At 50.9% G+C, this 13,626-nt stretch carries 6 protein-coding genes; 3 read left to right on the forward strand and 3 right to left on the reverse strand.

The window, feature by feature from the left end; translation table 11 throughout:
• Positions 1-233: 233 nt before the first annotated feature.
• On the reverse strand, positions 234-3,599 hold the full coding sequence (locus tag IMY23_RS20270) for a UvrD-helicase domain-containing protein (protein ID WP_192820841.1): 3,366 nt from the start codon (positions 3,597-3,599) through the stop codon (positions 234-236).
• Between the two features lie 342 nt (positions 3,600-3,941).
• Between IMY23_RS20270 and IMY23_RS03955 the strand changes: the two genes are divergently transcribed.
• Positions 3,942-6,623 carry a TonB-dependent receptor gene (locus tag IMY23_RS03955; RefSeq protein WP_192820842.1) on the forward strand — a complete coding sequence of 894 codons (2,682 nt, stop codon included), beginning with the start codon at positions 3,942-3,944 and terminating at the stop codon, positions 6,621-6,623.
• Between the two features lie 921 nt (positions 6,624-7,544).
• A complete protein-coding gene (locus IMY23_RS03960) occupies positions 7,545-9,464 on the forward strand; it encodes a DEAD/DEAH box helicase (RefSeq protein WP_192820843.1) in 1,920 nt (639 codons plus the stop codon).
• 433 nt (positions 9,465-9,897) lie between these two features.
• On the opposite strand, the gene IMY23_RS03965 is transcribed toward IMY23_RS03960, so the two are convergent.
• Entirely contained in the window at positions 9,898-11,133 is a 1,236-nt protein-coding gene (locus tag IMY23_RS03965) for an NAD(P)/FAD-dependent oxidoreductase (protein WP_192820844.1), read from the reverse strand.
• 47 nt (positions 11,134-11,180) lie between these two features.
• Positions 11,181-12,008: an SDR family oxidoreductase gene (locus IMY23_RS03970; RefSeq protein WP_192820845.1), complete on the reverse strand. Its 828-nt coding sequence runs from the start codon at positions 12,006-12,008 to the stop codon at positions 11,181-11,183.
• 66 nt (positions 12,009-12,074) lie between these two features.
• Here IMY23_RS03970 and IMY23_RS03975 point away from each other — a divergent pair, with 66 nt between their 5' ends.
• Complete coding sequence (locus tag IMY23_RS03975) at positions 12,075-13,565, forward strand: NAD(P)/FAD-dependent oxidoreductase (protein WP_192820846.1); 1,491 nt, start codon at positions 12,075-12,077, stop codon at positions 13,563-13,565.
• Positions 13,566-13,626 lie beyond the last annotated feature (61 nt).

Here is a 13,626-nt window from a genome sequence, read left to right on the forward strand (position 1 = left end):
TTAAAAGAGAAACTAAAGGAGGTGATATTGAGGACTGAAGAATCTCCTGATCTGAATAAAAAAACCTGTTTTGGGGCTCATTTCTGGAAATGAGCCCCAAAACAGGTTTAAGCAGATAGAATTATTAATACAAGTGGAATGGAAGTAGGTTGGTACTTCTGAACTTTATTAAATGAAAGTGTGCAATTCCGTTTTTGGCTTCGTTTCCAGAAATGAGCCCAAAAACGGAAATTCTATCCTACCACTTCGCCTACAAATTCCCATTCGTCCACGCGCTCTTCTTCAAAATAATAGACCACGCAGGTAATTTTACTGAAAACCAGTTCGCGGAACAGCGTGGCATAGGAATTCAGGTTCTCTGTGTATTCTGGTTTGGCGGGCGGCAGTTTGTAGTCAATCAAGGTCACTTCGCCGGTTTCACTGAACACAATTCGGTCTGGTTTATAGCGGCTGGTGCGTACGTCCAAGACCTCGCGCTCGTTTTCCACGGTCATGGCCCGGCTGAAGTAGCGCTGCATTTGCGGGTGATTTAATACGTGGTTCACCATTTGGGTAAGGGCGGGCAACTCGCGCTGGGAGATGATGCCCTGCCGCACCAATTGCCGAAGCGCCTTAGGAGCTTCCTCGGCGTAGGTTATTAAGGCTAGCGCATAGTGCAGCTTGCGGTTCCAGCGGCGGTGTTCCTGTTGGGTCTCAAAATCAAAGACGTTGTTGGCGTGCTGCTTCAGCTTCAGGTTCTGCGCCCAATCGGCGGAGCTGAACTTGTCCAGCACATACACATCATCAGAAAGAGGTTTGTGGCTCACGGCCTGCGCGGCGCCTTTGGCCAATTGGTAACAGAAGGTGTCTTTTTGCCAGAGTTCCTTGCTTTCTAAGAACCGGTGCAGCCAGTAACTCACATTTTTCTGGTAGCGGGCGTTGTTGAAATCCTGCGCGTTGGCAATCAGGTAAAGCCGGTCCACAGGGCGGGTGAGGGCCACATAGAGCATGTTCAGGTTTTCAATGAAGGTTTTCTCCAGTTTCTGGGTGTATTGGTCTTTCAGGCCGGTTTCCTCCAGCTTCTTGCTCATGGTCACCACGGCAGTCCGGAGCTTGGTGTCCTGCGCCACGGTGCCGGGCAGCGTGCCCCAAAGCAAGGCGGCGTTCTGCGGTTCCAGGGTCCAGTCACAGAAAGGCACAATCACCACGGGGTAATCCAACCCTTTGCTTTTATGGATGCTGGTGATGGTGATGGCGTCGCGGTCTTTGGGCGTGTTGATGCTGAGTTTCTCTTTGTGCAAATCCCAGTACTGCAGAAAGTTGTTGAGGTTGTTGCTGTGTTTGAGCGTGTATTCCAGCACCAAATCAAGAAACCGGAACAGGTACTCGCATTCATTGTTTTTGCCCAGCAGATTAAACACCCTGATCAGTTTTTCGGTGAGTTCATAGATAGACAGGTTCCCGGCATCGCGGTACGCCAAATCAAAGCCTTGTTGCTGCAGGAAGGTAAAAAACGGCTCCACGCTGGGTTCGGTGGCCAAAGCGGCAATGCGGGTGGTGGTGTCACTGTCCGGGATTTGCTGGTGCACCACTTTGTAGACCAAATACAGGGCCTGCGACCGCGCCAAACTGTTGGCCGGCTGGTTCATGATCCGGAAAAAAGCGATAATCAGGTTGATGACCTCGGCGAATTGCAGGGACAGGGAATCTTGCGAGATGATGTCATATTTCTTCTGCTTCAGGAAGTTGGCCACCAGCTTGCTGTTGCGGTTGGTGCGGCTCAACACGGCAATGTCTCGGGGTGCGTAGCCATCGGCCTGGGCCTGCTGCACCATTTGTAACACCAATTGCAGCGTGCTTTCCTGGTAGGAGAGAAGCGCGTCCTGGGTGTAACCCTCGTAGATTTCCTCTGTTCTGCTGCACGTGTCAAAATCATACCGGCGCGGACTTTCATCTTTATGAGTGAAGATGATCTGGAGGTGCGCGGTACCGGACTCTTTGCCTTCCGGCGATTTCTGTTGAAAATGCTCGTCATAAATGGCCTGCAACAGCGGGAACTGCGGGTTGGCCACACTAATGAACCGGAACAGCTCATTGTTGAACGCAATAATCTCGGGCGCGCTGCGATAGTTGGTTTTTAAATACTCCGGCGAAATGGTGTAGCGCAAGGTGTCATAGCGTGGGGCCACGTTTTCCTCAAACCGCGAGTTCTGGTACAGGTTCTCTGTTTGGTTGCGGTGCAGGTGCAGAATCTGCTCCATCTCGCCGCCGCGCCAACCGTAAATGGCCTGCTTGGCATCGCCTACCACCATGTTGAAACCGCCGCCGCTCAAGGCGTTCTCCACTAACGGCAAGAGGTTGTTCCATTGCAGCACCGAGGTATCCTGGAATTCGTCAATCAAAATGTGTTGGTAGCGTTCGCCCAGGCGCTCATAGATGAACGGAATGGGCTCCTGCAAGACAATCTCGGTGATGCGCTTGTTGAATTCCGAGATGTGCACCAGGTTTTTGTCTAGCTTGATTTCCTGAATGCAGCGTTCCAGCTCGCTCAACACGCTCAACTTATACAAGTGAGGCAACATGGCCGTGATAAGAATGTGGTTTTGGGCCTCTTTCTGTTTCAATTCTTCCAGTTGGTGATAAAGGGCTTCTAACTGGTGCTTGATCTGCTCCAACGGAATTCGGTCTGCGGCTTTGGCTTTGCTGCTGTGCCATTTGTCCTCGGCAATAATGTTGTGCGCGTATTTGTAAGGCTTGGTGAAATCCACTTCCTTGCTCCAGCCCAGAAAATACGCGTACAAGCCGCCCTTGCCCTGCGCCATGAGCTCCGGCTGAATATCGTGCTGCTCCAAGAGGGCAAAACCCTGTTGGCCAAGGGATTTGAGCTGTTTTTCAATGTCTTGTTTCTGGGTGTAGAGTTCAGCGCGTATCTTCTTGAAATCTTGCAGGGTAAGCAAGCCGATGTCCAGTAAATGTTCATAGGTCTGCTCGTTCAGCAAGTTCTGCGCGAAGTCCGCTAATTCATCGGGGAGCACGTTCCAGCTTTTGCCTTCCTCGGCCTTCTCCAGGGCATACTGTTGCAGGGTTTCGGCCAGGAGTTTGTTTTCCGCGTCCAGGTTCACTTTGTTGAAAAGCAAACTCACCGCCGTGCTCAACAAAGTTCGGGCGTCCATGTCCACTTCAAAGTTGTGTGGCAGTTTCAGCTCAGTGGTAAAGGCGCTCACCACCCTGTTGACAAAAGAGTCAATGGTACTCACGGCAAATTCTGAGTAATGGAACAGCAGGTGGCCAAACACCTTGGCGGCCCGTTGCCTTAACACTTCTTCTGTTAACGTTGGCTGCTCATACTCTGTCTGTATTTCCTGAACTATGTTAAGCAGAAGGAAATCGCTGTTCCGTTTTTCTTTCTCTGGCAAGCCCAGGTCATTGAAGCCGCGCAAGGCGCCTAAGATACGCGTCTTCATTTCCTGCGCTGCGTCATTGGTGAACGTGATGGCCAGAATGTTTTTGTAATAGGAAGGGTCTTCGCTCTGGAGCGCCAGTTTCAGGTACTCTTTGGTGAGTTGGTAGGTTTTGCCCGAACCCGCCGAGGACGAATATATTTTAAAGGTAGAAGGCACTTTGTTGAATTAGGAATTGGGAATTAAGAATGACGCAGAGGCCCGAAATCTTTTGTTGGTGGCCAGTTTTACGAAAATAAGGAAAAGGAATGAATGAGCATCGGAATTCTCCCAACCGAACCTTGTATACTTGAAGCGGGCTCTCGTTTTCGGGCTCATTTCTGGAAACAAGCTCGAAAACGGAAAATAACAACCTTCCTTTCGGGTTTATTCTTCTTTGAATTTTAGCGAAATACTGGGGCCTAGATTCCTGAAGATTATCTTTTAAATTTACAAGAAAGCAAGCCTAATGGCGTTGAAGAATAGCATTCCATGCCGCCTGTCTTTTTTGAAAATTCCCCCATGTTGAGAGCCTGTTGCCTGTTTTTCTTACTTTGGTTAGCTGGCCTTCAGGGTTGGGCGCAAGGCGGCAGGCCGGTGCAGGGGCAATTGACAGATTCAACTGGCGCGGCGGTGGAGGCGGCCACGGTCAGTCTGGTCTCAGAGAAAGACACCCTTACTACCCTCAGCAACGCCAAAGGCCAGTTTTTCTTCCGGCAAGTTAAGGCAGTTTCCTTTACAATTTCTGTGCATACGCTGGAGTTTGAGGCTTTTAAGTACACCTATATAGTAGATGACACTACTGACCCCTTTCAACTTCCGGCTATAAAACTAAAACGCAAAAGCCATGTGCTGAAGGAAGTAATAATCAGGAGCCCGCCGCCCGTTTTGGTGAAACAAGACACCGTGGAGTATGACGTGGCGCAGTTTGAGAAAGACGAACACGCTACTGTAGAAGATGTTATAAAGAAACTACCTGGCCTGGATTTGGACCTGGACGGCAACCTCACCATGGAAGGATTACCCATCAGAGAGCTGCGCATCAATGGCAATCTCTTTTCGGGCGCTGATTTGAAGACAGCTATTGAAATGCTACCTGCCGAGTTGATCCAGAAAATTCAGGTGGTGGATGATTACGGCGAACTGGCTCGGCTCAGCGGTATAAAAACCGGAAACCCCAGAAAAATCCTGAACCTGAAAGTTGACCCGGAGCGGAACAAGTTCTTTTACAGCAACGGGTCAATGGGCATGGCCAGCACTGGCAGGCTGAACGGCTCGCTCAACACCAACTACATGCATAATGACCGGCAGGTGAACGCCATGGGCTCCCTGCAGAACAGCGGGGGTGAGGGCGGCACCAATTCCAGCAATCGCAGCCTGGGGCTCAACTTCCATGACCGCTGGGGCAAGAAACTGAAAGTGTCAGGGGGTATCAACCACAGCGGCAATGACCTGAACCTGCTCCGCGAGAGCGTGCGCCAGAGTTTTTATGAGCAGGAAGTGATTGTGCAGTCCAACAACACCCGGTCCAGCAGCGGGAGCAAAGGGCTTGGGGCCGATGTGGGCTTTGAATTCAACCCTAATGACCGGAACTTCCTGCGGTTTTCCTCTAACCTCGCATTCAATAAAAGCCATTCAGAAAGCAACACCAATTACCTGGTGCAGCGCGATTCCTTACTGACCGAAGGCCAGGAACTGGACCTTCAGCAACTGCGCAAACTGGAAGAGGGCATTTCCCAAAGCCGAAGTGACCTGCAAAACACGAACCTGGCCGCCAACCTTACCTGGAACCACCGGTTTGCCAAGCGCGGCCGCAACGCCACGGTCATGGCCGGGTATTCTGCCGGGGAAAACGTAGATGAACAGATCTTAAAAACCCAATTGCAGTTGTTCGGCCAGGACCAGGTCAAAGATTCCTTGCAAAACCGCCTGCTGGACAACACTGCCCTTAACCGCTCTTTTAATGCATCCATCTTTTATGTGGAACCCCTGAGTGAGGAGTCATCTTTGTCCTTGAATTACATGTACAGCTACGCGTGGGGGCGGCAGAACAGAATCACGCAGGAGATCCCAGAAACCGAGAATGCCTTTGTGCTTGACTCGTTGAGCAGCCGCTATGTGTCCACCACCATTTCGCAGCAGTTGGGTTTGAATTTTGACAGCAAGAAAGGCAAGTTGCGCTACGGCATTGGGTTGAACGCGTTCCCTACGGTGCTGGAAGGCGCCACCCAAAGTACCCGTGATTACTCTAACCGAAGAAGCAATTTCAACGCCAGCGGGGCTTTTAGGGGAGATTATGCGGTCTCAGAAACCGCGCAGGCCACCTTTAACTACCAGGCCAACACGCAGCAGCCCAGCCTGGAGCAGTTGCAGCCTATCTCAGACGTGTCTGATCCCAGGTACATTGTCATCGGGAACCCAAATTTGCGGCCCGCTATCCAACACACCTTGAATGCGTCTTTCCGGAAGTCACAAAAGGAGAACGGGGCTTTTTGGTCCACCAACCTGTCAGTGGGTCTTACGCAGAACAAGATTGTGCAGAACACCGTGCTGCTAGACGAAGGCTTGGGCCTCAGGCAGGAAACCTATTACCTGAACCAGTCCGGCGATACCCAGTTAGGCGTGGGTTACAGTTACGGCCGCTCTTTGAAGGACAAGAAATACCAGCTTAACCTGCACGGCGGGGCCAATTACAGCAACAATGTGAGCTACAGCAACAACCAGGAAAACTGGCGCCGCAACTGGAGCCTGAGCCAAGGCTTGAACTTGCGCATGACGCCCGCCAAATGGTCTGAGGTGTCGGCCCGCGTGAACTATGCATACCAGAATGATTCGTACCAACTGTCCAGTAGCTTTGGGTCCAAGATTTCATCGTGGCGGCTGGGGCTGGACGGACGGGCCTTTTTCTGGAACCGCGCGCTCACGCTGTCGGCTAACCTGAATAAAAACTTTGAGCAGGGCTACGCCCGAAACTTCCGAAACAACCCTTTTCTGGTCAATGCCTCCATCACCGGCCGCTTCCTCAAAAAACGGTCGGCCTCGTTCTCCATCTCCGGATATGATTTACTGGACCAGAACACCAGCATCAGCCGCTCGGCCAGCGGCAACACCATCACAGACAACCGCTCGCGCCGCGTTTCCCGCTATTTCATGGTGTCTGTGCAGATGAAGTTGCTGAATTACAACAAAGACAAGAAGGGGTAGAGCGTTTCTGGGCTCTGTTTTGGAAATGAGGTTGAAAACAGGAATTGACAGAATTACTCGTAGTTCAGCAAGACACTAAAAGGTTTTTTGAGCAGGTGTTTGTAGCAACCTCAACCGTAGATACAAGGCAGTGCCTGGTCTCTACAATCTACAAACGATTTCTAATTTCGCCTCCATTTCCAGTCCAGAGCCCAAAAACGCAATTGGCGCAGATACTCGTAGGAGCTGCGCACACTACGAGGTCTTTTGAGCTAGCGTTCGTCGGGTCCTCAACCGTAGAGACAAGGCAGTGCCTTGTCTCTACCACGCATTGCTCAGTTTCACCTCCATTTCCAATCTAGAGCCCGAAAACGCTAACACTAGAAGCAGACTGCCTGCTAAGCGCGCACCTTTTCCAGCCTTTCCATCGAGCGCCTCGCGGGTTGGCCTTGTATAGCAGAAGCTAAAAGAAGAGAACAGCTATGGCCAAGACGGGCAGTGCGAGAGGGGAAGGCGGGGCCTCGCGGCCGTGAGCGCTCGGAGCCCGGCTATGGAAAAGGCCGTCTTGTAGAACTCAGCATCAAGCTGAACTTTGGAACGAAAGCAAATGGCGTGCACTTTGCAAATAAGAATCAACAATCAATTTTTCACAGTAAAAAGACTGAGCATTTCTAATTCAGCCTTATATAAAGCAGCCTTTCGCGTAGGTTAAAAAATGATTTGAGGTCCATTGCCTATCCATAAGAAACCCCTACATTAGGAAGCCAAAATTCTTTTGCGTACCTTTGTGCCACAATACACGCCGAGACTTCGTTGGTCTCAATTTTTGGCGATAAGGCACTTCTCAAGCAAATCCTGTGCGGGTTCCCGCAACGAACTCTTGATAAATGACGAATACCCTAGGGCAGGTGTATTGCATTTATATATCAAACATAATTATTGATGGAAAGAATCAAATTCCAGGAGCTTCCGTTGTCGGAAGAAATCCAGCGCGCTATCGTGGACTTAGGCTACGAAGAGGCTTCTCCTATCCAGACGGCCGCTATCCCGGTCTTATTGCAAGGCCGCGACGTGATTGGCCAGGCCCAGACCGGTACCGGTAAAACCGCCGCCTTCGCCATCCCTACCATTGAAGGCATTGACCCCAACAACCGTGAGGTACAGGCCCTTATTTTGTGCCCAACCCGTGAGTTGGCCATACAGGTGGCAGAAGAAATTCAGAAACTAGTTAAATACAAAAAAGGCATCAGCGTAGTGCCTATCTATGGTGGTCAGCCCTATGACCGTCAGTTACGCGCCCTCAAGCAAGGGGTACAGATCGTGATCGGGACGCCCGGCCGCGTGATGGACCACATTGAAAGAGGTACCCTTAAGCTGGAAACCACCAAAACCATCATCTTAGATGAGGCCGACGAAATGTTGGACATGGGTTTCAGAGAGGACATTGAGTACGTCTTGACCAAGATGCCTGAAGATCGCCAGACGGTGTTCTTCTCGGCGACCATGAGCAAGCCCATCATGGACCTCACGCGCAAGTACCAGACCAACCCAGAGATTGTGAAGGTGACCCAGCAGCAGCTGACCGTGACCAACATTGAGCAGATTTACTTTGAAGTACGCAGCTCAGGCAAGATGGAAGTGACCACTCGCCTGATTGACATGTACAACTACAAAGTGGTGATTATCTTCTGTAACACCAAGCGCATGGTTGATGAACTGGTGAGCAACCTGCAAGCCCGCGGCTATTTCGCAGACGGCTTGCATGGTGACCTGAACCAGAACCAGCGTTCCAACGTGATGGGCAAGTTCAAAGCCGGTACCTTGGAAATCTTGGTAGCCACAGACGTTGCTGCCCGCGGTATTGACGTGGACAACGTGGAGGCCGTAATCAACTATGACTTGCCACAAGACGAAGAAAACTACGTGCACCGTATTGGGCGTACGGGTCGCGCCGGTAAATCAGGGAAAGCTTATTCTTTTGTTGCTGGACGTGATTTGTACAAGCTGCGTGACATTGAGCGTTTTACAAAAGCAAAAATTGTTCGCCAGAACGTGCCTACGTTTGAAGACGTGGCCGAAGTGCGGACCACTTTGGTCTTAGACCAAGTGAAAGACGTAATTGCCAAAGGCGGACTTTCTAAGCACATCTTGAAAATTGAGCGCTTGGTGGACCAAGACCTCACCACCATGGACATTGCCGCGGCTTTGCTCAAAATGGTGATGAAAGACACCAAAGCCAAAGAGAAAAGCGCCGAAGCCGGTGAAGCTAAAGGCGGACCTAAAGAAGGGTTTGACCGTTTGTTCATCACGCTTGGAAAGAAAGACAGACTGCACCCCAAAGATTTGGTAGAAATCCTTACGGACCATACCAGCATTCAGCCGGGTAAAGTTGGCGATATTGATTTGTATGACCGGTTTAGCTTCGTAGAGGTTCCTTCTGAGTTCACGGCTGAAATCCTGGAAAAATTAGGTGTAACGGAGATCAACGGCATGACCGTGAAATTCCAGAAAGCTGAGAAGAAAACCATGGACCCCGCAGAAGGCGGTCGTGAGTTGCAGGAACTGGAAGACCGCCCTAGAAAAAAATTCTATGACGGACCTTTCACCAACAACCGCGGCGGCGGAGACCGTGACCGTGGTGGCGACAGAGGCGGAAGCCGCGGTGGCTACGGCGGCGGCGGAGACAGAGGCGGTCGTTCTTACGGCGGTGGCGGTGGAGATCGTGATCGTGGTGGAAACCGTGGCGGCTATGGCGGCGGCGGCGGTGACAGAGGTGGAAGCCGTTTCGGCGGGGGAGACCGTGACCGTGGCGGCAACAGCGGCGGCGGTGGCTTCAGAGAAAGAAAAAGAAGAGATTTTTAAATTATTTTCGCCCTTTGCCAAACCTTGAGATTTGTGCCCCGTATAACTGAGGGACAGAGCTTAAAAGTTAATAAAGGGTTTAGTATCTGTTTTGAAAAATCGCGGTCCATTAGAGACCGCGATTTTTTTTTGCCCTTGTTTTAAATGCTGAAAGTTGTTGATTGACTGAAGAACGAGGATTCCTGTTTTCGGCTTCATTTCCAAAATTGAGCCCGTAAACAGGAATGCTTTTCTTGAGGTAACTAATTGAATTACAATAAAATGACGTGCTAAATAAGAAGTAATGCTTTCAGTATTCCCTAACTGAATTATAAATATTCTTGAACCGTGCATTTTCCGTTTTCGGGCTCAATTCTGGAAACGAGCCCGAAAACGGAAATATTAAACTGAAGACGCTAGTTGGGGTAACTGACTTGGAAGTGATTAAAAAACATTATTGCCCAGCCATGGCTTTTCCAGCTAAAAACCCGCCGGTCCAGGCTGCCTGAAAGTTGAAGCCACCGGTGATGCCGTCAATGTCCACCACTTCGCCGGCGAAGAACAGGCCCGGTACCACTTTGCTTTCCATCCGCTCCAGGTGGAGCTCATCTAATTTAATACCGCCGCAGGTCACAAATTCTTCTTTGAAGGTGGTCTTTCCTTTTACGGCAAACGGTGTTCTGAGCAGGAGTTCTATCAGTTTGTTCTGGGCTTTTCCGGGTAGTTCGGTCCATTTTGCCGTGTCTGCCACTTCGGCTAAAACACAGAGCCGTTGCCACAGGCGCGTAGGCAGCTGAAACAAAGGATTCGTTAAGACGGTCTTATGCGGCGAGGCCTGGCGATGCTGCAAGATTTGTTGCCGTACCTGGTCTTCAGAATAATCTGGCACCCAATTCACCAAGGCTGTGCCCGTGTAATGAAGACCGTGCATTAATTTGGCGCCCCAGGCCGAGAAGCGCAGTACGGCCGGACCGCTCAAACCCCAATGGGTGATGAGGAGCGGGCCTTCGGTTTCTAATTTCTGTCCGGTGAGTTTCACTTTTGCCTTGGGAACCGCCACGCCCTGCAGGTCTTTGAACGGCGAGCCCGGCACGTTAAGCGTAAACAACGAAGGCAACGGCGGTTCAATGCTATGGCCCAGTGCTTGCAGCCAGCCGTAACTTTCTGCCTTTGGGCTCCCGCCGGTGGCTACCAATACTTTTGAAGCCTTCAGTTCTTCGCCGGTGGAAAGTTTTAGTAGGAAATGAACTTCACCGTCTTGGTTAATTGGCTGAATTTCCTGCACGCCCACATTGGTTCTAATGATCACACCCGCTTTTCTGGCAGAATCTAATAGACAGTCAATGATAGTTTCAGACGAATTGGATTGCGGGAACATGCGGCCGTCTGGCTCTGCTTTCAGGACAACGCCCCGCTTCTCAAACCAGGCCACGGTGTCTTGCGCGCCAAAGAGAGGCAACAGCTTTTTAAGGACTTTCTGGCCCCTGGGGTAGTTCTGGGAAAAAGCCGAAGGTTGGAAACAGGCATGCGTCACGTTGCAGCGCCCGCCGCCAGAAACCCTTACTTTGGAAAGCAGTTTTCCGGTTTTCTCCAGCAGCAGCACCTTTACAGCAGGGTTGGCTTCCGCGCACGTGATGGCGGCAAAAAATCCGGCCGCGCCGCCCCCAATAATCACAACCTGCTCTGGCATTTGGTCTGGTTTAAGCTGCAAAAATACGCAAAAAACGGTGGTGTGCGCTAAAAGTCGGGTGCATCTAAGCAACCCACCGGGTCTGGGTAGATAAATTGGTAGCCGAGTTCCTTCACCAGTAAATCTGAATGGATGACTTTTGATTGAACTGGTGAAGTATGGTCAAAGCTGGGCGGGGATAAATTTAGTTTTTTTGCCGCGGCGATATAAAATTCTTCGCGGGTGGGGTGGTGCGGCGCACAGGCGTTTAATGTAAGTCTCGTTTTACCTTGAAGAATCACCTGCGTTAAAATCTGCACACAGTCTGCCAAATGAATCATGTTCACCGGGCCCTGGGGTTGACCCACACCCGTTTTGCCCGCAAGAAATTTGCCCGGGTGCCGGGTACCGCCCATCAAGCCGCCAAACCTTAAAATAGTATAGTTCTCAGGGAAATAAGTTTGAACCAAGGCTTCGCACTGAAGCATCAAAGTCTCAGCAGCAGGGGAGGCAACGGCATCTGCTTCGGTTAATCCTTTTTCAGAATCAGAATTTGGGTAAACGGAGGTGGATGAGACAAAGACAACTTGCTGCACCGTGGCAGGCAGCGCTTGTAAGACGCTTTCTAACACGTTGAGATAGTCTGTGCGGCTGGATTTACTAGGCGGAATGTTGAACACCAAGACATCAGTAGTCAGGAAATCTGGCAGGTGCGTTTTTGGCTCCGTTTCCGGAAATGAGGCCAAAAACGGCTCAATGCCATGATCCTCCAAAAGCGTCAATTTTTCGGGGGTTGTTGTGGAGCCTTTTACTTTAAAACCTTGCCGCACCAAATGCGCCGCCAATGGCAGCCCCAACCAACCGCAACCCAGCACACTCACTGTTTTTACTCTCATACAGCAAAGGTGGGGACAGCAAGGTTGGCCTGCAACAAAAGCCTTAGGATTTGGTTTGAGTAGGCAATGGAAAGAAGGAAAACTCAGGTGGCCTTGGTTGGGTCGGGGCTGGGCGCTTTAAGCACGGCCGTTTTGCTGGCGAAGGCGGGTTTGCAGGTCACGGTGCTGGAGCAGAACAAATACCCGGGCGGCTGTGCCTCTACCTACAAACGGAAAGGCTTTTGGTTTGAAACCGGCGCGACCACCTTGGTGGGTTTAGACGAACACATGCCTTTGCGCTATGTGCTGGACCAAACGGGTATTGAACTACCAGTCAAGAAACTGGAAACGCCCATGCAGGTCCGGTTACTAGATGGCACAGTGGTCACGCGGCACCAGGAGTTGGAAGAATGGATTTCAGAAGCGGAGCGTGTGTTCGGGGAAAAGGGGCAGCGTGGATTTTGGGAAAGCTGCTTTCATCTCAGCCAGAAAGTCTGGGAAACCTCGCTTCGGCAGACGGCCTTCCCGTTCAGTTCTTTAGCTGATCTTTGGGAAGCAGCGAAGTCCGTTCAATTGTCGCAAGTAAGCTTGTTGCCCAAGGCATTTTTTACGGTGCAGGACTTGCTGCGGGACTTCGGGCTTTTGGAAAATGAACGCTTTGTGTCGTTTATAGACCAGCAGTTGCTGATCACCGCCCAAAATGACCACACGCAAGTAAACCAACTTTTTGGCGCTACGGCCTTGTGCTATACGCAATATGGCAATTATTACCTGCCCGGCGGCCTCAGAAAACTCGCTGAAGCCTTGGTCACCTTCCTTGAAAATCACCAGGGCGAAATGCTTTACAAAGAAGAAGTCTGCCATGTTAGGCCCACCCAAAATGGGCATTATGAAATACAAACCAAGAAACGTATCCTGGAAGCTGAATTTGTAGTGCTGGGCGTTCCGTTGAACAATGTGGCGCAACTTTTTGACGACTTAAAAACCAGACAGCGCTTAGAAAAACACTTGCTGCCGTCAGAAAAACTGCATAGCGCGCTAACCTGGGGTATTTGCTTCCAACGACTTCCGGGCATGACCACGGTGCTTCATCACCAAATACACGTGCCAGGCGGCGTGCCTTATGTGGGCAGCGCCAGTATTTTCGTTAGTTTCTCAGATCCTCAGGATTTTCTTCGGGCACCGGAGGGTTTTGGCATCGCGTCGGTGAGTACGCACGTGCCAGACCCAGCTAATAATTGGATTACCCTTAAAAAGGAATTGGAGAGGTGGGTGGTGGAATTTCTGGCCTCGCAGGGATTCTTTACAACTGACCAAGTTCAATGGGTGCAAGCCGCCACGCCCGGGGCCTGGATTGATTGGACAAGCCGGGCTTTTGGTCAGGTGGGCGGCTACCCGCAATTCAAAGACCGAAAGCCCTGGCAACTCAAAGACGCCCGGCTGGATCACAATAAAGCCTACCTCTGCGGCGATACGGTGTATCCCGGCCAGGGAATTCCCGGGGTCTGCCTTAGTGGCATCATTGCCGCCAAGAAGTTATTGAGAGACCACTTTCCGCAGAACAAAATGCTACCTTAAAAAGCGGGTTTCCATGCATTCACTGCACCAAACCTAGAGCTTGGTAAAAACAAGTAGTACA

It is taken from the genome of Rufibacter sp. LB8 (assembly GCF_014876185.1).
Taxonomy (GTDB): Bacteria; Bacteroidota; Bacteroidia; order Cytophagales; family Hymenobacteraceae; genus Nibribacter.

What these genes read in the sequence shown, in the direction of transcription:
- IMY23_RS03955 (WP_192820842.1), top strand. Translation starts at nt 3,942, where the DNA reads ATGTTGAGAGCCTGTTGCCTGTTTTTCTTACTTTGGTTAGCTGGCCTT.
- IMY23_RS03960 (WP_192820843.1), top strand. Translation starts at nt 7,545, where the DNA reads ATGGAAAGAATCAAATTCCAGGAGCTTCCGTTGTCGGAAGAAATCCAG.
- IMY23_RS03965 (WP_192820844.1), bottom strand. Translation starts at nt 11,133, where the DNA reads ATGCCAGAGCAGGTTGTGATTATTGGGGGCGGCGCGGCCGGATTTTTT.
- IMY23_RS03970 (WP_192820845.1), bottom strand. Translation starts at nt 12,008, where the DNA reads ATGAGAGTAAAAACAGTGAGTGTGCTGGGTTGCGGTTGGTTGGGGCTG.
- IMY23_RS03975 (WP_192820846.1), top strand. Translation starts at nt 12,075, where the DNA reads ATGGAAAGAAGGAAAACTCAGGTGGCCTTGGTTGGGTCGGGGCTGGGC.